This is a genomic window from Macrococcus equi (assembly GCF_047426745.1).
GTDB classification, from domain to species: Bacteria; Bacillota; Bacilli; order Staphylococcales; family Staphylococcaceae; genus Macrococcoides; species Macrococcoides equi.
In genome coordinates this window covers 857,004-881,968 of the sequence record NZ_CP179732.1, presented here as the reverse complement: position 1 = coordinate 881,968, position 24,965 = coordinate 857,004, and the positions used below count along the sequence as shown (strand labels likewise).

The 24,965-nt window shown below is 34.6% G+C and carries 22 protein-coding genes and 1 other annotated feature; of the genes, 17 read left to right on the top strand and 5 right to left on the bottom strand.

All coding sequences use genetic code 11. From position 1 onward, the window contains the following. Positions 1–4 precede the first annotated feature (4 nt). From mnmE to rpmH, 4 genes are all read right to left on the bottom strand, one after another. Positions 5–1,387, bottom strand: coding sequence for a tRNA uridine-5-carboxymethylaminomethyl(34) synthesis GTPase MnmE (gene mnmE / locus ACMGE6_RS04670; RefSeq protein WP_414054629.1), 1,383 nt, complete (start codon positions 1,385–1,387; stop codon positions 5–7). Positions 1,388–1,518: 131 nt separating this feature from the next. Continuing rightward, the gene (gene jag / locus ACMGE6_RS04665; RefSeq protein ID WP_414054628.1) at positions 1,519–2,301 is read right to left on the bottom strand and encodes an RNA-binding cell elongation regulator Jag/EloR; all 783 of its coding nucleotides are present in this window, start codon (positions 2,299–2,301) and stop codon (positions 1,519–1,521) included. Between the two features lie 21 nt (positions 2,302–2,322). Continuing rightward, positions 2,323–2,670: a ribonuclease P protein component gene (rnpA, locus tag ACMGE6_RS04660; protein WP_414045388.1), complete on the bottom strand. Its 348-nt coding sequence runs from the start codon at positions 2,668–2,670 to the stop codon at positions 2,323–2,325. A 103-nt stretch (positions 2,671–2,773) separates the two neighbouring features. Continuing rightward, a complete protein-coding gene (gene rpmH, locus ACMGE6_RS04655) occupies positions 2,774–2,911 on the bottom strand; it encodes a 50S ribosomal protein L34 (RefSeq protein ID WP_041636245.1) in 138 nt (45 codons plus the stop codon). 471 nt (positions 2,912–3,382) lie between these two features. Here rpmH and dnaA point away from each other — a divergent pair, with 471 nt between their 5' ends. From dnaA to budA, 12 genes are all read left to right on the top strand, one after another. Further along, a complete protein-coding gene (gene dnaA, locus ACMGE6_RS04650) occupies positions 3,383–4,714 on the top strand; it encodes a chromosomal replication initiator protein DnaA (RefSeq protein ID WP_414045387.1) in 1,332 nt (443 codons plus the stop codon). A 175-nt stretch (positions 4,715–4,889) separates the two neighbouring features. Next, positions 4,890–6,023, top strand: coding sequence for a DNA polymerase III subunit beta (gene dnaN / locus ACMGE6_RS04645; RefSeq protein ID WP_414054627.1), 1,134 nt, complete (start codon positions 4,890–4,892; stop codon positions 6,021–6,023). A gap of 111 nt (positions 6,024–6,134) precedes the next feature. Next, a complete protein-coding gene (locus ACMGE6_RS04640) occupies positions 6,135–7,031 on the top strand; it encodes an ABC transporter ATP-binding protein (RefSeq protein ID WP_414045385.1) in 897 nt (298 codons plus the stop codon). Further along, positions 7,024–8,265, top strand: a complete 1,242-nt coding sequence (locus ACMGE6_RS04635; protein WP_414054626.1) for an ABC transporter permease — start codon at positions 7,024–7,026, stop codon at positions 8,263–8,265. The genes ACMGE6_RS04640 and ACMGE6_RS04635 overlap by 8 nt, the downstream gene beginning before the upstream one ends. Before the next feature lie 118 nt (positions 8,266–8,383). Continuing rightward, positions 8,384–9,100 (top strand): DsbA family protein, encoded by a 717-nt coding sequence (locus ACMGE6_RS04630; RefSeq protein ID WP_414054625.1) that lies wholly within the window; start codon positions 8,384–8,386, stop codon positions 9,098–9,100. Next, entirely contained in the window at positions 9,100–9,519 is a 420-nt protein-coding gene (locus ACMGE6_RS04625; RefSeq protein WP_414054624.1) for a disulfide oxidoreductase, read from the top strand. The genes ACMGE6_RS04630 and ACMGE6_RS04625 overlap by 1 nt, the downstream gene beginning before the upstream one ends. 147 nt (positions 9,520–9,666) lie before the next feature. Further along, on the top strand, positions 9,667–9,885 hold the full coding sequence (gene yaaA, locus ACMGE6_RS04620; RefSeq protein ID WP_414054623.1) for a S4 domain-containing protein YaaA: 219 nt from the start codon (positions 9,667–9,669) through the stop codon (positions 9,883–9,885). Next, positions 9,885–10,994 carry a DNA replication/repair protein RecF gene (recF, locus tag ACMGE6_RS04615; protein WP_414054622.1) on the top strand — a complete coding sequence of 370 codons (1,110 nt, stop codon included), beginning with the start codon at positions 9,885–9,887 and terminating at the stop codon, positions 10,992–10,994. Before yaaA ends, recF begins: the two co-directional genes overlap by 1 nt. Before the next feature lie 7 nt (positions 10,995–11,001). Then, positions 11,002–12,924 carry a DNA topoisomerase (ATP-hydrolyzing) subunit B gene (gene gyrB, locus ACMGE6_RS04610; protein ID WP_414054621.1) on the top strand — a complete coding sequence of 641 codons (1,923 nt, stop codon included), beginning with the start codon at positions 11,002–11,004 and terminating at the stop codon, positions 12,922–12,924. A gap of 27 nt (positions 12,925–12,951) precedes the next feature. Then, positions 12,952–15,615: a DNA gyrase subunit A gene (gene gyrA / locus ACMGE6_RS04605; RefSeq protein ID WP_414045378.1), complete on the top strand. Its 2,664-nt coding sequence runs from the start codon at positions 12,952–12,954 to the stop codon at positions 15,613–15,615. 164 nt (positions 15,616–15,779) lie between these two features. Then, positions 15,780–17,453, top strand: a complete 1,674-nt coding sequence (gene alsS, locus ACMGE6_RS04600) for an acetolactate synthase AlsS (protein ID WP_414054620.1) — start codon at positions 15,780–15,782, stop codon at positions 17,451–17,453. An 8-nt stretch (positions 17,454–17,461) separates the two neighbouring features. Further along, positions 17,462–18,163, top strand: a complete 702-nt coding sequence (gene budA / locus ACMGE6_RS04595) for an acetolactate decarboxylase (protein ID WP_414054619.1) — start codon at positions 17,462–17,464, stop codon at positions 18,161–18,163. A 53-nt stretch (positions 18,164–18,216) separates the two neighbouring features. Here the strand turns inward: budA and ACMGE6_RS04590 are convergent, their stop codons facing one another. Continuing rightward, a complete protein-coding gene (locus tag ACMGE6_RS04590; RefSeq protein WP_414045375.1) occupies positions 18,217–19,029 on the bottom strand; it encodes an NAD(P)H-hydrate dehydratase in 813 nt (270 codons plus the stop codon). Positions 19,030–19,147: 118 nt separating this feature from the next. Continuing rightward, positions 19,148–19,352, top strand: a binding site (T-box leader). 67 nt (positions 19,353–19,419) lie between these two features. Here ACMGE6_RS04590 and serS point away from each other — a divergent pair. From serS to rplI, 5 genes are all read left to right on the top strand, one after another. Further along, positions 19,420–20,694, top strand: a complete 1,275-nt coding sequence (gene serS, locus ACMGE6_RS04585; RefSeq protein ID WP_414045374.1) for a serine--tRNA ligase — start codon at positions 19,420–19,422, stop codon at positions 20,692–20,694. 245 nt (positions 20,695–20,939) lie between these two features. Then, a complete protein-coding gene (locus ACMGE6_RS04580) occupies positions 20,940–21,455 on the top strand; it encodes a YceI family protein (protein WP_414054832.1) in 516 nt (171 codons plus the stop codon). Between the two features lie 134 nt (positions 21,456–21,589). Then, a complete protein-coding gene (locus ACMGE6_RS04575) occupies positions 21,590–22,510 on the top strand; it encodes a DUF2232 domain-containing protein (protein WP_414054618.1) in 921 nt (306 codons plus the stop codon). Between the two features lie 24 nt (positions 22,511–22,534). Next, positions 22,535–24,505, top strand: coding sequence for a DHH family phosphoesterase (locus ACMGE6_RS04570; protein ID WP_414054617.1), 1,971 nt, complete (start codon positions 22,535–22,537; stop codon positions 24,503–24,505). Continuing rightward, the gene (rplI, locus tag ACMGE6_RS04565) at positions 24,505–24,951 is read left to right on the top strand and encodes a 50S ribosomal protein L9 (RefSeq protein ID WP_414045371.1); all 447 of its coding nucleotides are present in this window, start codon (positions 24,505–24,507) and stop codon (positions 24,949–24,951) included. The genes ACMGE6_RS04570 and rplI overlap by 1 nt, the downstream gene beginning before the upstream one ends. Positions 24,952–24,965 lie beyond the last annotated feature (14 nt).

Here is a 24,965-nt window from a genome sequence, read left to right as displayed (position 1 = left end):
CTCCTTATTTCCCTAAACAGAACTGGCTAAATAGCTGATCAATCAATCCATCTGATACAGACTCACCAATCACTTCTCCAAGCAATTCCCATGTTTTAATTAAATCAATTTGAATCATGTCTATCGGTACACCGCTCGATGCAGCAGTAATAGCATCATTAATTGATTGTCTGGCATCTTTTAATAAACTAATATGTCGTGCATTCGATACATACGTCATATCTTGATTAGATACAGTACCTTCAAAGAATAAATCACGAATCTTTTCTTCTAATTGGTCTATACCTGTCTGATCAACCATGGATGTCATGACAATCGGTGTTTCCATACCCACCATTTGTTTTACTGCATCAATATCCAACGCTTGCGTTAAATCAGTTTTATTAATAATTACAATAACATCTTCATCTTTGATAACTTCAGCAAGCTGGTAATCACTTTCAGTCAATGCTTCGTTATAATTAAGTACATATAATATTAAATCCGCTTTACTAAGTGCCTGGCGACTTCGCTCAACGCCAATCTTTTCTACGATATCTTCAGTTTCACGAATACCTGCAGTATCCACTAATCTTAACGGTACACCACGTACATTCACATATTCTTCTAAAACATCACGTGTTGTTCCGGCAATTTCAGTAACAATCGCTTTATTATCCTGAATTAAATTATTTAGCATTGAAGACTTCCCGACATTTGGCTTCCCTACAATTACAGTAGATAATCCTTCTCTTAAAATTTTCCCTTGAGAACCTGTTTGAAGTAGTCCTTCGATGCTGTCCTTAATCTTTTCAGCTTCAGAAAGCAGAAACTGATTTGTTGCCTCTTCTACATCATCATATTCTGGATAATCAATATTAACTTCAACTTGTGCTAAAATTTCTAAAATAGATTGACGCAAGCCTTTGATTAACACACTTAGACGACCTTCGATTTGCTGCATCGCTACTTTGCTGGCACGATCCGTTTTAGAACGTATAAAGTCCATCGTTGCTTCAGCTTGGGATAAATCTATTCGTCCATTTAAAAACGCTCTTTTCGTAAATTCTCCAGGTTCAGCAAGTTTAGCACCATTTGATAACGTAAGTTCTAATACACGGTTAACGGTCATTATACCGCCATGACAGTTGATTTCAACAATATCTTCTCGTGTATAAGTTCTTGGAGCACGCATCACCGCTACCATTACTTCTTCGATAACATCTTTCGTTTCAGGATCAATGATATGGCCATAATTAATAGTATGGGAATCCACATCGCATAATTTATTTTTTCCTTTATATATTTTATCAGCAATAGCGATTGCTTCATCACCTGAAAGTCTTACAATTGCAATTGCACCTTCTCCCATTGGTGTAGAAATACTTGAAATTGTATCAAATTCCATACATCGATCCTCCCTTTAATGTCCATTTGTTGATTGTATTGCGAATCGTTAAAAATTAAAATACTTTTGCTTCAAATAAATAGATTAACTCTAAAAACAATCTGTTTTTAGAGTTAATCTCAATCTTATAATTATCGTGCTTTAATAACTAAATATCGATGCGGCTCTCGTCCTTCAGAATATGTTTCGATATTTTCAATATTCGTTAATATTTGATGCATAATTTTTCTTTCATAGTTTGGCATAGGTTCAAATTTCACCGGTTTTTTAGTTGCAATTGCTTTTTTAGACATATTTAGAGCCAGATTCTGCAATGTTTCTTTGCGTTTAGCTCTATAGTTTTCAATATCTAAAGTCACCGTTGTATAGCCTTTTTCAATATGATTATAGTAATTTTGTGCAAGAAGCTGCAGACTATTTAAGAGTTGACCTCTTTTGCCTATAATACGAGAAGCGTCTTTTGAATCAAGTTCAATGAAAACTTCACTGCTATTTTTAATTGTTCCGTGTACATCAGCCTGTAATCCCATAGCTTGGATAATTTCTGATATATAGCGTTCTGTATCGTTCAATGCTTTTTCTTTAGATTGATGTTTAGTTAGGTCCTTATCTTCTACAGGCTCTATATGAAGATGCGTTTCAATTATCTCTTGCTGAATTTTTTCCTGAACTCCAACCTCTTCTTTTAAATCTGTCATTCTACTCTGAATTGCTTCTATAGAGGGTAATTTTTTAAGTTCAGGATCAATAACAATTAATTTCACGATTGCATCCGATTGACCAAATCCAAAGAAACCTTTTTTTCCGGCACTTAAAACTTCAATCTTTACTTGTTTTTCTTCTAAATTTAAATCAACTAAACCTTGATGAATCGCCTCATCAACTGTCGATGCACAGTATTTTTTCTCTAACACAGGCATTCCCCCATTATAAGATTAACTAATTCTTTTATTAAAACCTTTCGCAATCTTCATCACATGTTCAAGACTCTTATGAATCTCTTCAACCGTCATATCTTTTGAAGGGTTTCTGGCAATAATTATAAAGTCATCTTTAATAATATCATCTTTATGGCGCGTAAAACTTTCTCTGATTGCTCGTTTAATACGATTACGTGTCACGGCATTTCCTATTTTTTTTGAAACAGAAATCCCTAATCTAAAATGTTCATTTTCATTATTAGACAGTCTATAAACAATGAATTGTCTATTAGCAACAGATTTCCCTTGTTTATAAACCTTTTGAAAATCATCATTTTTTTTAATACGATACGCTTTTTCCACAGTACACCAACTTCTTATCACTAAATAGTTACTTTTTAATCATTATACTAGAATACCTGCTTATTTTAAACAAAATAAAAAGACCACTGAATGTTCAGTGATCTTACGCTGATAATACTTTTCTGCCTTTACGACGACGACGCGCTAATACGTTACGTCCGTTCTTTGTGCTCATACGTGCACGGAATCCATGAACTTTACTATGTTTACGTTTATTTGGTTGATAAGTACGTTTTACCACTTAAAACACCTCCATTATTTAATATTTCATCTATCGAATTTCGTCTAGTGATTTACAGTAACTATTGAAGTATATCAAATGAGGTCTCTAAAATCAACCCGTTTCTTATTAAAGGAAGTTAGAAAAGATATCCACTTATCCACATTTATTCACAACCTTTTGTGGATATTTTTAAGGTACTTTAACTTTTCAAGAAGTTATTCACACCTCAAATCACATATCCGCATTTATAATATACCTTCCGTGTGAGTAAGTATAATTTTGTGGATAACTCTCTCTAATACTTGATATTATAATATTTTTCTGATAAGATTTTGATATATTTCATGTGGATAACGTTAATATCTTAACTTTTATCCACAAACTGTGAATAGGTTGTGGATAAATTAAATAAACATTGTGCTTAAGTTTATTCACATTTTTTTATTTGTGTATAACTTTGAAATTTTTTTAAAAAGAAAGAGGAACTTTATGAGTGGAATCGATACGATATGGGATAAAGTATTAGCAAAATTGCAAACAAAACTCACAAATGCAAGTTACGATACTTGGTTTAGTGAAACAAAGATTAAATCATTAGATAATAATCAAATCGTTATTTTAGCACCAACTTCTTTCAATGCAGATTGGCTAAAGAAAAATTATCTTAACCTAATCCAGGAAGTCATAGAAGAAACTATTGGGGAACATTTAAATATCAAGGTAATTTCTGATGAATTTGAAGATACAGAGATTCCTCCGCAAAAACAACCTGAACCAAGCAAAACTCAGGAAATCTTACCGAGCCAATTAAATACTGATAATACTTTCGATACATTTGTTATAGGGAGTGGTAACCGCTTCAGTCATGCCGCGAGCCTGGCAGTAGCTGAAGCTCCAGCTAAAGCTTATAATCCACTATTTATTTACGGTGGCGTAGGTTTAGGCAAGACCCATCTCATGCATGCAATTGGCCATTACGTAATGGAACATAAAGAAAATGCTAAAGTTGTTTATACATCAAGTGAAAAGTTCACAAATGAATTTATCAATTCTATCAAGGACAATAAAACAGAAGAATTTCGTTCAAAGTATCGTAATGTTGATGTGTTATTAATTGATGATATTCAATTTCTTGCTGGTAAAGAATCAACTCAGGAAGAATTTTTCCATACATTTAATGAACTACATCAAAATCATAAACAAATTGTTATCTCAAGTGATCGTGCACCAAAAGAAATTCCAACTTTAGAAGAGCGTTTACGTTCTCGATTCGAATGGGGCTTAACAACAGACGTTACTCCTCCAGATCTAGAGACAAGAATCGCCATATTACGAAAAAAATCAGAAGAAGAAAATATAGAAATACCGAACGAAGCAATGCTTTATATCGCTACACAGATACAATCTAATATCCGTGAATTAGAAGGCGCACTCACTAAAGTTGTCGCTTATTCTAAACTCGTGAATCGTGAACTTAATTCAGATTTAGTCGCTGAAGCTTTAAAAGACATTATTGCCTCTAGTAAACCTAAAAAAATAACGATTAACGATATCCAAACTGCAGTTGGCGCCTATTACAATATTCGTCTTGAAGATTTTAGCGCTAAAAAACGTACAAAATCTATTGCATTTCCAAGACAAATCGCTATGTATTTGGCAAGAGAGTTAACTGATTTCTCATTACCTAAGATTGGTGAGGAATTTGGAGGTCGTGATCACTCAACCGTTATTCATGCGCACGAAAAAATAAGAATGCAATTAGAAGATGATAATAGTTTAAAAAGCGATATCAAAAACATAGAAAAAGATATCAAGGGGTAGTCGGCAAAATGTGTATAATTTTTTATTACATACACACAAGTTATACACATGTGGATATCTTCTCGTCACTCACTTTACTAGACTTATCCACCTATTAACAGCCCCTATTACTATTATTACGGTTTTAAAAGAGATAAAATATATATAAATATCATTTTAAGGAGCTTATTCAAATATGAAATTTACGATTCAAAGAGATTACTTTATCACTCAATTAAATGATACGTTAAAAGCAATTTCGCCAAGAACAACATTACCCGTATTAACAGGTATTAAATTAGATGTATTCGACAATAAATTAGTATTAACAGGTTCAGATTCAGAAGTATCTATTGAGATTACAATACCTACTGAATTAGGAGATCACGAAATATTAACCGTTGAAAATAAAGGATCAATCGTATTACCAGGTCGTTTCTTTGTCGATATCATAAAAAAATTACCTGCTGATACAGTAACAATTGAAACAAATGATCATTTCCAGGCAAAGATTACATCTGGACAATCTGAGTTTAACGTTTCAGGTATTGATTCAGATCAATATCCGTTATTACCTCAAGTTAGTGAACACGAAGCAATTACTTTACCTATCAAAGTATTAAAGAATGTAATCAAACAAACAAATTTCGCTGTGTCCACGTCAGAAACACGACCAGTGTTAACAGGTGTTAACTGGATGATACAAGATGGTGTGTTAAACTGTACTGCAACAGATTCACACCGTTTAGCGTTAAGAAAGCTAAAATTAGAAAACACGAACATTGAAGCTATCAATGTTATTATTCCTGGTAAAGCACTAAGTGAACTGAATAAAATTATTGATGATTCAGAAGAAACGATTGATATATTCTTTGCCTCTAATCAGGTGTTATTTAAAGTGGGAAATATTAATTTTATTTCTCGTTTACTGGAAGGTAATTATCCAGATACTTCAAGACTTTTCCCTGAAAGTTACGAAACTGCACTATCAATTAATAACGGAGATTTCTTCCATGCGATTGATCGTGCATCATTATTAGCTCGAGAAGGCGGAAATAATGTCATTAAATTATCTGCTGCCGAAAATGCTGTAGAGTTATCATCAACATCACCGGAAATCGGTACTGTAAAAGAAAATGTTAAGACAGATAAATTTGAAGGTGAAGGTATTAAGATTTCTTTCAACTCAAAATATATGATGGATGCGTTACGCGCAATAGATAATGATAAAGTTCAAGTGGAGTTCTTCGGAACAATGAGACCATTTATTTTAAGACCTGAAGAAGATCAAAATCTTGTTCAATTAATTTTACCGATTCGCACATATTGATGCTTTAAGGACCTTACCAATTGTTAAGATTGTGTAATGTCCTTTTTTTAACGCACAAAAATGAAAAACTGTTTTATAATGACAGTAACATCTTTATTTGGAGGAATATCAATGCTTATTTTAGAAAATGTAAGTAAACAGTTTAATGATTTCAAAGCAGTAGATAATGTCAACATTTCTGTACCTGCTGGTGAAATGCTTGGCTTTTTAGGAGGAAACGGTGCGGGTAAGACCACTACTTTCCGAATGATCCTCGGACTGTTATCAAAAACAAGTGGATCGATTACCTATAACGGTAAATCAATTGATTATTCAGTGACGGACAGAATAGGATATTTACCAGAAGAGCGTGGTTTAAATCCTAAGCTTAAAGTAAGCGAACAAATACAATATTTAGCACAACTGAAAGGTATGAAGAAAAAAGATATTGATAAGGCACTGGATTATTGGTTGAATCGTTTTCAGGTACCAGAGAATAAGCACAAAAAAATTGAAGATCTTTCTAAAGGAAATCAGCAAAAGATTCAATTAATCGGTGCAATTATTCATAATCCATCACTACTCATACTAGATGAACCATTCAGTGGATTAGACCCTGTCAATGTAGAATTATTAAAATCAGCTGTACAGGAAATTAATGCAAAGGGTGCAACAATTGTGTTTAGCTCACACCGTATGGAGCATGTTGAGGAAATGTGTGATCATGTTTGTATCCTGAATAAAGGGAAGACTGTTGTTTCTGGTGAAATTAGAAAAGTTAAACAGGACTTCGGAAAAAAAGAAATCATTATCGAAGGAGACCATGATTTCAGTATGTTAGCAAATATTCCTGGTGTAACAAAGTTTAAGCAGAATAAAAATGATGTGCGTATTCAGATTGCGAATGGTGACATTGCACCAAATATTTTTGAAGCGGTGAAGGATATTGGGTATGTCTCAAGATTTCAAGTTAATGAACCTTCACTGAATGAAATCTTTATCGAGAAAGTGGGTGGTCAGCATGAATAAATTTATTCCAACCTTCTGGCTTACATTCTGGAAGAAAGTGTCTAGTAAGTCATTCATTATTACAACATTGATTGTTATACTAGCGATTATTGCACTCAGTAACGCTGATAAAATTTATGATTTCTTTGATAAGAGTGAGGATGATGTTACTGTCATTACCTCAGAAAATAACCAGCTGGCGACATTATTTAAACAAGAATATCAAAAAGTAAATAAGCATAAGAAATTAAAGATTGTTGATATAGAAGCGGGTAAAAAAGGGATTAAAAACGAAAAGTATAAAGTGTTAATCGATATTAAAGAAAACAAAGATAAAACAATCGAGAGTAAGGTCTATACCTTAGATAGCTTAGGAACCAATGAGATGATGCCGATACAATCTACTCTTACAGCTTTTCAAAGTAATAATATAGCTAAGTCATTAAATCTTGCACCTGATAAACTTGCGAAAGTATTGTCACAGGCAAAAGTTGATAATAAAGTTATTAAGCCGGTAGATGCGAATGATAAAGTATCAGAGGAGAGTAAAGCTGTAAATACAGCCCTTGTTTATGCAGGTATATTTTTAATTTTCTTTATAACAATTAATTATGGCAGTCAAATTGCCACTGAGATTGCACAGGAAAAATCTTCTCGTGTCATTGAAATGATAGTGACGAGTATTTCGCCTATTACACATCTTATGGCTAAGATTATTGGAGTGATTGCAGTAGCCCTTGTACAAATCATTGTGTATGCGATAACGATAGCTATCTGTGTTAAAGTCTTTAATCTCAATAAGACAATTGAGAATTTTGGTTTTAAATTTACACAAGAAAATGTTCGTGTCTTAATGTATGCCCTTATATTTTTAATTCTAGGTTTATTGTTATACATTAGCCTAAGTGCTATTGTAGGTTCATTGACGAATAGGATTGAAGATATTGGACAGGCAATTATGCCGGTAACATTTCTTAATATGGCTGCTTTTTATATCGCTATGTTTAGTTTGACAACACCAGACACTTTACTTGTAAAAATTACGAGTTTCATACCTTTCTTTACCCCTCAGGTGATGTTACTCAGAACTATTTCTCAAAAGACAAGCGATATAGAAATCATTATAGGTATTGTATTATGTATCGTTACGATCGTTGCTTTATTTTACGTAGCAGCAAAAATTTATAAAGGTAGTGTCTTTAGTAACGACAAGAGTTTACTGAAAAACTTTAAGCGCGCATTACAAACAAAATAGTTCACAAAAGATTAATTATTTATTTGTGGCATTGTTATTTTATTTAATATAAAATTTATACTATGAATTTTATTAAATATAAATCATAGTATAAACATGATTAAGAGGGGTATTTCTGATGAAAAACAAGAGTTCTTTAATTTTTACGATGGCACTTACTTTACTTGTTGTAGGGGCTTTAGCAGCAATGGTAATCATGAAACAAAAAGATAAGGCAGATACAGAGAAAGTAGATACTACGATGAATACTTCTGAAAATAGTAATCAAGGTAAAGATCCTGTGAAAACTGATAAAGTAGATGTTCAGGGACAACCGATGATGGGAAAGAAAGATGCAAAAGTAACAGTCGTTGAATTTGGAGATTTTAAATGCCCAGCTTGTAAGTATTTTGACGGTAATATGAAGCCTGAACTGAAGAAAAAATATTTTGATACAGGAAAAGCTAAATATTATTTCATTCACACACCTTTCCATGCTGAAGAATCAATTTTAGGTGGTTTAGCTGGAGAAACAGTATTAAAAAATAATCCAGACAAATACTGGGATTTTCATGATGCATTATTTAAATTACAAACACAAAATGGCAGTACAGATAAATGGTTAACGATGGGTGCAGTCAAAAAAGCTTTAAAAACTGCTGGAGTGAGTGATGTAGACAAGATTGTTGAAGATATTAAGGCTAACAAAGAAAAAGCGGCTGTACAAAAAGATATCGATCTTACTCAGAAACATAATATTCAATCAACACCGACAATCATCGTTGATGGTAAAGCGCTTAAAGACCCAATGGATATGGACAAAGTAACGGCAGCGATAGACAAGGCGTTGAAATAATGAAAAACACTAAATACTTTTATATTTCCTGGGTAATTGCATTGGTGGCAATGCTGGGTAGTTTATTTTATTCAGAAATCATGCATTTTGTACCTTGTGAAAAATGCTGGTATCAAAGAATATTAATGTATCCATTATTGTTAATTGCAGGATTTGCAGCATTCACGAATGCATATCATTTTAAATATTTGATTATGACGTTCTCGGTAATAGGATTTTGCATATCTGCCTTGCATTACATCGAACAAAAAGTACCTGGCTTCGCTTCAATTAAGCCATGTGTAGGCGGTATTCCGTGTACTACGCAATATGTTAATTATTTTGGATTTATCACCATTCCCTTTTTGGCAGGGACGGCATTTTTACTTATCACCATCGTGATGCTCTTAGTAAAGAAACCGAATGAAAACTTAAGATAGTGTATTTAGAAAAATATGTATTAATCACAAAATAAAACGTTGAATGATAAGCATTCAGCGTTTTATTTTGTGTGAAAAAACATGCAATTTTTCAAGATTAAAGGTATAATTATATAATGACTGACAGGGAATAGGAGTGAACCGTGAATGGTAAATATAGTCGAATTAAATAGTGAAATCACTTTAGGCCAATTTCTAAAAGTAGAAGGTATTATCTCTACAGGTGGTCAAGCTAAGTGGTACCTACAGGATAATCCGGTAATGCTTAATGGTGAAGAAGAGAATAGACGCGGGAAAAAGCTTCATCAGGACGATATGTTAGAAGTTGAAGGCGAAACTTATAAGATTACTTACACGGAACAATAATGAAATTAAAATCACTATCCTTATCGCATTATAGAAACTATGAACAAGCAAATTTGACTTTTAACGATGAAGTGAATATTTTGATTGGGATAAATGCGCAAGGAAAGACAAACTTGCTGGAAGCGATATATTGTCTGGCTATGGCGAAAAGTCACAGGACTTCTAATGATAAAGAGTTGATATCCTGGGGAGAGCAATATAGTCATATTGAAGGCCAGCTTGAATATCGACATGGCATGATGCCATTATCACTCACGATTTCATCCAAAGGAAAAAAAGCGAAAGTTAATCATTTAGAACAAAAGCGATTAACGGAATACATAGGTCATATGAATGTCGTTCTTTTTGCTCCGGAGGACTTGAACCTGGTAAAAGGAAGTCCTCAAATCAGAAGACGATTTATTGATATGGAAATTGGACAAATATCAGCTGTATATCTCAACGATTTATCCAACTTTCAAAGAATCCTCAAACAAAAGAATCATCATTTAAAGCAACTTAAGCAGTCAGGCAGTACAGACGTTACGATGCTTGAAGTACTGAATGAGCAATTTGCAGAATACGCAGTGAAACTTACAATGCGTCGCAAGTTGTTTATTGAAAAGCTTGAAGAACTTGCTCTACCTATCCACCAAGGTATAACGAAACAAAAAGAATATTTAAAACTACACTATATCTCTAGTCTTGAATATAGTGATGATGTTGAAAAGATGACTGCCTCATGTATTGCCCTGCTGAATAAAGAAAGCAAGCGTGAAATAGAACGTGCACAGAGTTTATACGGTCCGCATCGTGATGATATAACATTTACTATTAATGATATAGATGTGCAGACATATGGTTCACAAGGACAGCAACGTACAACTGCATTATCTGTAAAACTAGCAGAGATTGAACTTATCAATTTAGAAGTTGGAGAATATCCGATTTTGTTATTAGATGATGTACTTTCTGAACTAGATGATTTAAGACAGACGCATTTACTGACAACGATTCAACATAAAGTTCAAACATTCGTTACAACCACATCAGTGGATGGTATTGAACATGAAACGATTAACCGAGCGAAATTATTCAATGTCTCTGATGGACATATTTCGACTAATTGAAAGATAGGTGACAATCTTGGAACAAAATTTAGACCAATATGGTGCTGATCAGATACAAGTATTAGAAGGATTAGAAGCAGTTCGTAAAAGACCGGGGATGTATATTGGATCGACTGCCTCTCGTGGTTTACACCATTTAGTGTGGGAGATTGTTGATAACAGTATCGATGAAGCATTAGCAGGGTTTGCTAATGAAATTGAAGTAGTAATAGAAAAAGATAACTGGATTCGCGTAACGGATAATGGACGTGGTATTCCTGTTGAAATGCATAAGAAAATGGGACGTCCTGCTGTTGAAGTTATTTTAACGGTATTACATGCTGGTGGTAAGTTCGGCGGTGGCGGATACAAAGTTTCTGGTGGTCTGCATGGTGTAGGATCATCGGTTGTTAATGCCTTAAGTTCAACACTTGAAGTATATGTACATAAAGAAGGACAAATTCATCATCAGGCATATCACCAAGGGGTGCCTGCCTTCGACTTAAAAGTTGTTGGAGAAACAGATAAAACAGGAACGGTAATTCGTTTTAAAGCGGATCCTGACATTTTTACTGAGACGACTGTTTATGAATATGAAATTCTACAAAAACGTATACGTGAACTAGCTTTCTTAAACAAAGGGATTAAAATTACGATACGTGATGAACGTGAAGAAGAAATTGTTGAAGACGAATATCACTATGAAGGTGGAATAAAGTCTTACGTTGAACTATTAAATAAATCTAAAGAAGTATTATTCCCTGAACCGATTTATATTCATGATACACGTAATGAAATTGAAGTTGAGATTTCAATTCAATACAATAATGGCTATTCTACCAACCTTCTAAGTTATGCAAATAATATCCATACATATGAAGGTGGGACACATGAAGATGGCTTTAAACGTGCTTTAACACGTGTGATTAATAATTACGGGTCAAAAAATAAATTAATTAAAGACAACGATGAAAAACTTTCAGGTGAAGATGTACGTGAAGGAATTACTGCAGTCGTTTCTATCAAACATGGTGATCCACAATTTGAAGGACAAACAAAGACGAAACTCGGTAATACGGAAGTACGTCAAATTACAGACAACTTATTTGCTGAGAATTTTGAGCGTTTCTTAATGGAAAATCCACCGATTGCACGTATTATTGTCGAAAAAGGTATTATGGCATCTCGTGCACGTCTGGCAGCAAAGAAAGCACGAGAAGTAACACGTCGTAAATCAGGACTCGAGATTTCTAGCTTACCGGGTAAACTTGCCGACTGTTCAAGTAAAGACCCTTCAATTAGTGAATTATATATCGTTGAGGGAGATTCAGCCGGTGGATCTGCAAAATCAGGTCGTGACTCTAAGACACAAGCAATTTTACCGTTACGTGGTAAGATTTTAAATGTTGAGAAAGCACGTTTAGATCGTATTTTAGGTAATAACGAAATTCGTTCTATGATTACAGCGATGGGTACAGGTATCGGTGGAGAATTTGATATTTCTAAAGCGAGATATCATAAAATCGTGATTATGACCGATGCGGATGTCGATGGTGCGCATATTCGTACATTACTATTAACCTTCTTTTATCGATTTATGAGACCGTTACTTGAAGCAGGCTATGTATATATTGCGCAGCCGCCACTATTTAAAGTCGAACAAGGTAAGAAGAAATATTACGTTTATAACGAACGTGAATTAGAAAAGCTTAGAAAAGAATTACCAGCAACACCAAAATGGCAACTCGCACGTTATAAAGGTTTAGGTGAAATGAATGCTGACCAATTATGGGAAACAACGATGAATCCTGAGAACCGTTCGATGTTACAAGTAACATTAGGTGATGCCATTGAAGCGGATGAAGTATTTGAAATGTTGATGGGTGACGTTGTTGAACATCGTCGTACATTCATTGAAGAGAATGCCGTATACGCGAATGTAGATGCATAAAGATAGTAACTTAAGGAGGCGCCATTTATGGCTTTAGAACACGATTCAAAACTACAGGATAGAAATATTACAAGTGAAATGAGAGAGTCGTTTCTTGATTATGCGATGAGTGTTATCGTTTCACGTGCTTTACCTGATGTTCGTGATGGTATGAAACCTGTGCATCGCCGTATTTTATACGGTATGAACAACATGGGTATGACTCCTGACAAACCATACAAAAAATCTGCCCGTATCGTAGGGGATGTTATGGGTAAATATCATCCACACGGTGACTCTTCAATCTATGAAGCGATGGTACGTATGGCGCAGGACTTCAGTTATCGTTATATGCTCGTTGATGGTCAAGGGAACTTTGGTTCTATGGACGGTGACGGTGCTGCTGCGATGCGTTATACAGAGGCCCGTATGTCTAAGATTGCTATGGAACTCATGCGTGATATTAACAAAGACACGATTGATTTCAAAGATAACTATGATGGTAACGAACGTGAACCAATCGTATTACCATCAAGATTCCCGAATTTACTGGTGAACGGTGCTTCTGGTATTGCAGTAGGTATGGCGACAAATATTCCGCCGCACAACTTAACAGAAGTAATTAATGGTGTCTTAGAATTAAGTAAAAATCCTGAGATCTCAATTCCTGAACTCATGGAATTTATTCAGGGACCGGATTTCCCAACAGCAGGACTTATTTTAGGACGTAGTGGTATTCGTCGTGCTTATGAGACGGGTCGAGGATCAGTCATTATGCGTGCAAAGACATTAATTGAAACACGCCCAAATGGCAAAGAGACGATTATTGTTACTGAAATTCCTTATCAGGTGAATAAAGCACGATTAGTAGAAAAGATTGCGGAACTTGCGCGTGATAAAAAAATAGATGGCATTACAGATTTACGTGATGAAACAAGTTTAAAAGAAGGTGTGCGCATTGTTATTGACGTGCGTCGAGATGCGAATGCGAATGTTATTTTAAATAATTTATATAAACTGACACCACTACAAACTTCATTCGGTGTTAATATGTTAGCCCTTGTTGATGGTCAACCGAAAACATTGAACATAAAACAAGCAATTTATCACTATTTAGAGCATCAAAAAGTCGTAGTAAGAAGAAGAACAGAGTATAACTTAAAGAAAGCAGAAGATCGTGCACATATTTTAGAAGGATTACGTATTGCACTAGATCATATCGATGAGATTATTGCATTGATTCGAGGGTCTAAAAATGATGCTGAAGCAATGGAAGGCTTAATGGAACAATTTAAGTTATCTGAACGTCAGGCACAAGCTATTTTAGATATGCGTTTACGCCGTTTAACAGGTTTAGAACGTGATAAGATTGAAGCAGAATATCAAGAATTGTTAAAGTATATTGATGAATTACGTGCGATTTTAGCAGATGAAGAAAAACTACTGCAAATTATTCGTGAAGAACTTATCGAAATCCGTGATAAATATGGCGATGAACGTCGTACTGAAATTACTGCCGGCGGTTTTGATCAATTAGAAGATGAAGATTTAATTGATGAAGAAAATATTGTCATTACATTAAGTCATAACAATTATATTAAACGTCTGCCGGCCTCAACTTACCGCACGCAACACCGTGGTGGTAGAGGAGTTCAGGGAATGAATACACTGGATGAAGACTTTGTGAGTCAAGTGGTTACAACTTCAACACACGATAATGTACTGTTCTTTACGAATAAAGGTCGTGTGTATAAAGTTAAAGGATATGAAATTCCTGAGTTATCTCGACAATCAAAAGGTATTCCTATCGTAAACGTTCTGGAACTGGATAAAGATGAGAAAATCAGTACGATGATTGCTGTGAAGAATTTGGATCGTGAAGACGCATTTATCATCTTTGCAACAAAACACGGTATCATTAAACGTACAAGTCTTTCACATTTCTCACGTATCAATAAGAACGGTAAAATTGCAATTAACTTTAGAGAAGACGATGAGTTAATTGCGGTACGTTTAACAGATGGTAATAAACAACTTATTATCGGAACAAAGCATGCTTCGCTTATTCGTTTTGAAGAGGATAAATTACGTCCATTAGGTAGAACAGCTGCGGGTGTAAAAGGTATTACATTACGTGAAGGTGATGAAGTTATTGGGCTGGATGTTATTGAATCAAATGGTGAGCATGAAGTGTTAGTTGTTACTGAAAAAGGTTACGGAAAACGTACAACTGAAACTGAATATCGTATATCAAACCGTGGTGGTAAAGGTATAAAGACTGCAAGTATTACTGAGAAAAATGGTAATCTTGTATGCATTACGACGGTTAATGGTGATGAAGATATTATGTTAGTAACAAATCAAGGCGTAGTGATTCGATTAGATGTCGCTGAATTCTCACAAAATGGCCGTTCTGCACAAGGTGTACGCTTAATTAAATTAGGCGAAGGACAACTTGTAGCAACGGTAGCAAAAGTTGAAAAAGAAGAAGATGTTGAAGACATCGATGCAGATAAAGTACCAGGTGAAGTGATTGCTGAGCAAGAGACAACTTTAACTGAGGAAGCTTTAGAAGATCAGAATGAAGACATTGATACTGAAGACGGACATGTTGTAGGTACCGTTGAAGAAGAATCTTTTGAAACAAAAGAAGACATTTTAGAGAATTCATCTTTTGATGACATATTTGAAGAAAATAATGACAATGAATAAGTGGTGACACGCATAGTGTACTCATAGATAAATTGTTCCCCCGATTGTTAGAGTTTTAGTCTAATAATCGGGGGATTTATATTTCACAAGCGTATATGTTGATGTTCGCATGCAATAGTATTAGCATTTAAATTGAAAAAATAATTAATTAGGAGCGTTCATTGATGAAAAAATCAGGTGGAGATTTATTTGTAGATACACTAATTAACCATGGTGTTACACATGTGTTTGGTGTACCCGGAGCTAAGATTGACAAAGCATTTGATGTATTAGAAGACAGAGGACCGGAAGTTATCGTAACACGTCACGAACAAAATGCAACTTTAATTGCACAAGGTATCGGTCGTATCACAGGTAAACCTGGGGTAGTCCTTGTTACGAGTGGCCCTGGTGTTACCAACCTTGCAACAGGATTGGTAACTGCTAATTCAGAGAGTGATTCAGTTGTAGCTGTAGGTGGTAACGTTAAGCGTGAAGATAGTCTAAAACGTACACATCAATCTTTAGATAATGCGGGATTAATGAGTCATGTATCAAAATATTCAGTTGAAGTTCAATCAGCAAATAGTATTTCTGAAGCGGTAACGAATGCATTCCGGGCAAGTGTGGAAGGACGAAAAGGTGCAGCCTTTGTGAGTATTCCACAAGATGTTATTTCAGCAGAGGATGTTGATGTAGAGGCAATTGTTGTTAAAGAACCTCCTATATTAGGCCCAGCACCGTCATTTGAAATTGATGCACTGGCAGAAAAAATTAAACAAGCAAAATTACCTGTATTTTTACTCGGTATGCGTGCTTCTTCAGAAGAAAATACACATGCGATACGTGCATTTATGAAGAATAATCCAATTCCAGTTGTAGAAACATTTCAGGGGTCTGGTATTATTTCACGTGAATTAGAAGAACATTTCTACGGTCGTATTGGTTTATTCAGAAATCAACCGGGAGATGAATTATTAAAACATGCTGATTTAGTTATCACTGTTGGATATGACCCAATTGAATATGATCCGGTTATCTGGAATAAAGAAAATGAAAAAACAATTATTCATATCGACGAAGTGCAAAGTGATATTGATAACCACTATGCACCAGTTACTGAATTAATCGGTAATACCGCATTAACTATTCAACGTCTGGATGAAAAGCTTAAAGCGGGAGATATTCAATTAAATGATGAGGCGAAAGCCACACTGGATAATATTGCGCACTTAATTCAAAAGAAATATGAAATACCAGAAGATCATCTAAGCGCTGAACTGGTTAATCCGAAACATATTGTTAAAACGGTGCGTGAACTGATTGATGACGAAACGACAGTGACAGTGGACGTGGGTTCTTTATATATTTATATGGCACGTTACTTTAGAAGTTATTCACCACGTCATCTACTCTTCTCGAATGGTATGCAGACGTTAGGTGTAGCATTACCATGGGCAATTGCAGCGTCAATTGTTCGTCCGGGTAAAAAGGTTGTTTCAATGGCAGGAGATGGAGGATTCTTATTCTCAGGACAAGAGTTAGAAACAGCAGTACGTCTTAAAGCACCAATCGTACAATTGATATGGAATGATGGCCATTATGATATGGTAAAATTCCAGCAAGTTAATAAGTATGGTAAAGGTGCAGCGGTTGACTTAGGACCAGTTGACTTTGTTAAATATGCGGAATCAATGGGTGCTAAAGGTTATAAAGTTAATCATTCGAGCGAATTAGAAGCAGTACTAAAAAAAGCGTTGGATGATGCAGAAAATGGTCCGGTAATTGTTGAAATCCCTGTAGATTATAGTAATAACGCACAATTAATGGCTGATTTATTACCAGACGTAACAAACTAGGAGGACTTATGAATCATTTATATCAATATTCAACGATGGGTGCGCTTGTAGGTGGAATGTTTGAAGGAACATTTAAAATAAACGACATACTTGCAACAGGTAACAATGGTATTGGTACATTAGATGGATTAAACGGAGAACTTATTGTCTTAGAAGGACAACCTTATGTAATTGAAAGTACAGGTAATGTACGCGTTGTGGATAAGGAAGAAACAACTCCTTTTGCCAGTATGATGGATTTTAAACCAACACAAACGTTATTGTTTAATCAATCAATGAATAAAGAACAACTTGATGAACTGATCTTAAAAGAAATTCAAGGAACGAACTATTTTCATGCAGTAAGAATAAGCGGTAAATTTAAGTTGGTTAAGGCAAGAGCAGTAAAAAAACAAACACCACCTTATCCGAAACTTGTTGAAGCGGTGAAAGAGCAAGGCTACTTTGATATTGAAAACACTGAAGGTACTTTATTCGGCTTCTATACACCCCACTTTATAACTGGTATTGGGGTCGGTGGATATCATGTTCATTATCTTAGTGATGATCGTAAAACAGGTGGACATGTCTTTGATTATGAAATTGAAGATGTGAAAGTAGAACTCGCATTACAAGAAGACTTTATCTTAAAGATGCCTGATACTAAACGTTACCGTGAACATGATTTAAATGATCCGGAAATGCTTAGTGATATCGAGAAAAGTGAATAATGATAAAAAAAGCAACGATAATATTCAAAATAATATTATCGTTGCTTTTAATTTTATTGTGCTTCCAGTTCTTTCATCATATATGGCAGTTCATCAATAATACGACTCGCAGGTACAACGTACATTTCCTGTGCAAGTTTATCTCCAATTAAACTGTGGATATAGACAGCATTTTTAATAGCTTCTTCAGAATGAAACTGACCCAGGAAACTTGCGATCACGCCTGCTAGTGCATCACCCATTCCACCAGATGCCATTGCAGCATTACCGACAGTAATCTTATAATCCCCACTCTTTAAATACAGTTCTGTTTCATGTTTTTTCAGGACAACATGTGCACCAAGTTCATCTGCTTTTGCTCGATTACGCTCCGGTGTTTGTTCAGCAATTGGGATGCCACTTAATCTTTCCCACTCCATTTGATGGGGTGTAAAAATGACATTACAGTTTGGTAATGGATGTTTTAACTTACTTAGAATCGTGATGCCATCCCCATCAATTATAAGTGTCTGATGGCTTTTAATATGCTGAAATAATATAGTAAGAACATTATTTCCCTGGAAATCCAGCCCTAAACCGGGACCAATTAAGATGCTATCAGCACCTTCGATTAATTTTGTTAATCGTTTTATGTCATTAATATCTGATACCATTGCTTCAGGACATCTTGAATGGAGTGCAGTGTGATTAGATTGGTGAGTGGCAACAGTAGTCAGTCCACCCCCGCTGTAGACACATGCTCTGGCAGCCATCATGATAGAACCACCCATATTTTGATTGCCGCCAATCAGTAATATACGTCCATAATCCCCTTTGTGAGAGACGATTTTACGCTTAGGGATTTGAATATTTTCTATGATTTCCATGTTGATTCTCCTTTATCAAAAAGTATAGATATTATGGTAAAAAAATTAATTTTAATTTTTCAGAATTTTATTGTTGTCATTCTGATAGTCCTATGATACTATAATATCAAATCAAATAATACATTTGTCATTTGGGATAAGTAATGTTGAGACAATTTTAAGAGACATAGCGGTTGGTGCAAGCTATGATGTTGAATACATGAAATTCTACCCATATATAAAGTTTGGCAAACCGGTGATGAGCCGTTATGAAATGGAGTGAATAGTTAATCTATGATTAACTATTAATTAGGGTGGCAACGCGTAAATACCACGTCCCTTGTATAAGGGACGTGGTATTTTTTTGTACCCGCTAATATCATTCAAAATTAAAATCAGGAGGAGAACTACATGTTAGACATTAAATTATTTAGAAATGACGCTGAGTATGTTAAGAAAAAGTTAGAAATGCGTGGTATTGATACATCGATCGTTGAAGAAATTTTAAATTTAGATACTAAAAATCGTGAATTAACTGCTAAAACTGAAGAATTAAAAGCAAAACGTAATAAAGCAAGTGAAGAAATTGCACTTAAAAAACGTAATAATGAAAATGCTGATGATGCCATTGAAGAAATGCGTGTTGTTGGTGAAGAAATTAAAACGATTGATACTGAATTAAATACAGTAGCAGCTGACTTAAAAGACAAACTTGCAGGTTTACCAAACTTAGTAAGTGATGAAACACCGTTTGGTAAAGATGAAGATGATAACGTTGAAGTTCGTAAATGGGGTACTCCTCGTGAGTTTGATTTTGAAGCGAAAGCACACTGGGATCTTGTGGAAGAATTAAAAATGGCAGATTTCGAACGTGCTGCAAAAGTTTCTGGTGCTCGATTTGCATTCCTAACACGTGATGGTGCAAGACTTGAACGTGCATTATATAACTTCATGTTAGATATTCATACGCAAGAACATGGTTATCAGGAAATGGTTACACCACAACTTGTTAATGCTGATTCTATGTATGGTACAGGTCAATTACCGAAGTTTGAAGAAGATTTATTTAAAATTGAAAAAGATGGTTTATATGCTATCCCTACATCTGAAGTACCTTTAACAAACTACTATCGTGGAGAAATCATGGATGTTGAGCAGTTCCCTGTTAAGTTTACTGCATTAACAGCATGTTTCCGTTCTGAAGCAGGATCTGCAGGTCGTGATACACGTGGATTAATTCGTATGCACCAATTCAACAAAGTTGAGATGGTTCGTTTTGAATTACCTGAGAATTCTTATGCGGCATTAGAAGAGATGACACATAATGGTGAGCGTATTTTAGAAGAGTTAAAAATTCCTTACCGCACAATCGCTCTATGTTCTGGTGATATTGGTTTCGGTGCAGCAAAAACTTATGATATTGAAGTTTGGTTACCAAGCTATAATGCATATAAAGAAATCAGCTCTTGTTCTAACATGACTGACTTCCAGACAAGACGTTCTAATATCAGATTCAAACGTGATAAAGATGGTGCAACTGAATTTGTACATTCTTTAAATGGTTCTGGTTTAGCGGTTGGACGTACGTTTGCAGCAGTAGTTGAAAACTATCAAAATGCTGACGGTACAATCACAGTACCAGAAGTATTAGTACCTTATATGGGCGGACAAACAGTAATTAAGTAATATAAAAATATTAAATTGTTAATATTTAAACAGGCAAGGTATCTATATAATAGGTACCTTGTTTTTTGTTTTGTACAAATTTTTCTTTATCTTTTTAATAAATATATTTTTTATACTTGAATATATTATTTATATCTGATATATTAAATATATAAGTTAGAGATAAGGAATGATTAAGCATGTTTAAAAAGCTTTTTGGCAAGGACAAACAAACTAAAACAAATAACGAAAGAGGTAATTTAACAATGACAAACTTTACATTAGACAACACACACTCAAGCATCGATTTTTCAGTAAAACACATGATGGTCTCAAAAGTAAAAGGAGAATTCACAGATTTCACTTCAACAGTAACAGGTGACATCAATGATTTATCTTCATTAAAAGTGAATGCTGCTGTTAAAGTTGATTCAATTGATACTAACAATGCAGATCGTGACGGCCACTTAAAATCAGGCGATTTCTTTGATGTTGAACAATACCCTGAAATTACATTTGTATCTAAATCACTAACAAACAATTCTATTACTGGTGACTTAACAATTAAAGGTGTTACAAATGAAGAAACATTTGATTTAGAGTTCAACGGCGTTCACAAAAATCCTATGTCAGGTGGAGATGTAACTGGTTTAGTAGTAACTGGTACAATCAACCGTGAAAAATACGGATTAACTTGGAACCAAGCATTAGAAACTGGCGGCGTTATGGTTGGTAAAGACGTTAAGTTTGAAGCTGGTGTAGAATACGCTATTGAAGGTTAATTGATATAAATTTGGCTACCTATTTAATAGGTAGTCTTTTTTGTCGTTTGAATAAAAATGTACATACATTGAGGTATTTAAGGTAAAGTTGTAAAATAGAATAGTTATAGAATATTTTTAGAAAGTGAGATTTTATGTTGAAGATTGATTTAAGTAAGACGGTTATCGTTACATTGATTATGTTACTGATAACTTTATTGATAAATTTTCTACCTTTTATGGTCTTATTTATCGCACCGTTTTTATTATTACCAACTGTCTATCTATTTTGCAAATCGCGTAATAGCTATTATGTAATGAGCACGATTATCATTCTAATAACAGTTTTTATGTCTATTTTTACGATGCAGGTCATGATGAGCGCGATATTTGCAGGTTATATTATTGGGCAATTACTCCATGAAAAAACATCAAGAGAACGTATGTTATACATACTTACGGTATTTTATAGTATCTATACTTTGATTTCAGTAATCTTTTTACAACTTACTGATTATCTCCCTAAAGTGCAGACGTGGTTCAAACCTACTTTAAATATATATAATGATTATTTATCTAAAGGGGTAAAAGACGGTACACTTTCAGTCCACCAACTTGAACTGTTCAACAACAGTATGAATGATTTGCTTAAGCAGGTGCCAGGTATCGTTATTTTTCTTTTATTTATACTCGCTTTATTACAATTGCTTATAACGATGCCGTTATTGCGTCGATTTAAAATTGCAACGCCTAATTTTAAGCCGCTTTATAGCTGGCAGTTTCCAAAAGTGTTACTCATTATTTATTTAATTACATTACTTGCGCATTTCGGTATTACAGAAACAGATTATGTTGCGCTTGGAATCGTGATAAACTTAAGGTATGTAATAGAATGGTTATTTTTCATTCAAGGTCTCTCTTTATATCATTATTTTATGCGTATTAGAAAGACACATACGGTACTGAATGTATTTGTTTTCTTTATTGCTGTTATCTATTCACCTATTACGCAACTTTTCGGAATGATTGATTTGATGATAAACTTAAAGAAAAGAATACCTGTAAAACGTAAGTAATAAATATTTTGATGAGGTGTCATAATGAATAGGAAGTACAATAAACAAACATTAATTATGCCTTTTGTGATCATGTGTCTTGTTTCATTTATTGTCACAGGAATACTATACACTGTTCATCCAATGACGGCTTTGGTGACCTTCGGCATACTTATTGTGATAACTTGTGTCTGTCTGGTCTATTTGAGACACGGTATCAGACATAATGAGACATACATTGCTAATCTTTCTACATCTATTGACCGTGGGAAGAAACATGCTATCAGTGAATTACCTATTGGTGTGATACTTTTAGATGATAACGAACATATTGAATGGCATAATCATTTTATCAACGATAAAATCACGATACCGATTATTTCTGAATCCATCCATGATGTATTCCCTAATTTGCTCAATCAGTTTAAAAATCCAGGAATTAAAGAAACAACGGCAGTGTTTGAAGATTATAAATTTAAAGTGAATTATGCTGAAGATAATCGCATTCTTTATTTCTTCGATATTACAGATAAAGTTGAAACTGAGGCACTTTATGAAGATGGTAAGCCGATTATAGGTATTTTATTTCTAGATAACTTTGATGAAATCACGCAAAACATGGCTGATGCACAACGTACGGAAATTAATAGTATGATGTCTACAGAAATTAATAGATGGGCTGAAGAGAATAACGTTTATATTAAACGTTATCAGTCTGACCAGTATATGATGTTCTTCAATCAAAAAATTCTTCATCAGATTGAAGAAACAAAGTTCAATCTATTAGATAGTATTCGTGAGAAAAGCCGTGAAATTAAAACACATATCACCTTAAGTATTGGTATTGGTGAAGGTAGTGAAAATTTATTAGATTTAGGAACCCTTGCACAATCAAGTTTAGATTTAGCGTTAGGTCGTGGTGGTGACCAGGTCGCTATTAAGAATATGAATGGTAATGTACGATTCTACGGTGGAAAGACGGATCCTATGGAAAAACGTACCCGTGTCCGTGCTCGTGTTATTTCACATGCGTTACGCGATATACTAATCGAAGGTGACAATGTAATAATTATGGGGCACAAGCGTCCTGATATGGATGCTATCGGTGCTGCCATAGGGGTAGCGCGCTTTGCAAAAATGAATAATTTAAAGGCAAACATTATACTGAATAATCATGATGTTGATGATACCCTGTCACGTGTAATGGCTGAAATCTCAGAAAAACCAGAACTTGATGAAATTTTCATTTCTTCTGAAGAAGCATGGAATATGATGACTAAGAAAACGACTTTAGTCATTGTTGATACGCATAAGCCTGAAATGGTAATTGATGAGAGTATACTTAATAAAGCATATCGCAAAGTAGTCATCGACCATCATCGACGTGGCGAATCGTTTATTGATAGCCCGTTACTTGTGTATATGGAACAATATGCAAGTTCAACAGCAGAATTAGTGACTGAATTACTTGAATATCAACCCACTGAACACAAATTAACACGTTTAGAAGCAACAGTGATGCTTGCAGGTATTATTGTAGATACACGAAACTTTACACTTAGAACAGGTTCACGTACATTTGATGCTGCAAGTTTCTTAAGAAACCACGGTGCAGATACGATTCTTTGTCAGCACTTCTTAAAAGATGATATCGAAACGTATATTAAGCGTTCAGAAATTATCCGTACTGTACAACTTGAAGACAACGGTATTGCTATTGCACATGGACCAATCGGTGAGATTGTTCATCCGGTGATAGTGGCTCAGGCCGCTGATGAATTATTAGGCATTGAGGGCGTTGAAGCATCGTTTGTTGTAGCTGAACGTAAAGAGAATGTGATTGGTATTTCAGCACGTTCTTTAGGAGAAATCAACGTACAACTTGTTATGGAAAGCATGGGGGGAGGCGGTCATTTATCTAATGCAGCCACCCAGCTTGAAAACATGACGATAGATGAAGCAATTCATTATTTAAGACAAACTATACATGAACAAGACGAAGGAGACGATCAATAATGAAGGTAATATTTACTCAAGATGTTAAAGGAAAAGGTAAAAAAGGCGAAGTGAAAGAAGTACCAGTAGGGTATGCAAATAACTTCTTATTAAAAAATAAATATGCTGTAGAAGCAACACCAGGTAATTTAAAGCAGCTTGAAGCTCAAAAGAAACGCGTAGAATTAGATAAACAACATGAATTAGAAGAAGCGGAAAAATTAAAAGCTACATTAGAAACATTAGAAGTTAAAGTTAAAGCTAAATCTGGTGAAGGTGGTCGTTTATTTGGCTCAGTAAGTTCTAAGCAAGTTGCTGATGCTTTAAATAAACAACATGGCATTAAGTTAGATAAGCGTAAAATGGACTTACATGATGGTATTAGAAGTTTAGGTTACACGAACGTACCGGTGAAGTTACATAATAAAGTGAGTGGTACATTAAAAGTACATGTAACGGAAGAATAAATATCATAGGAGGA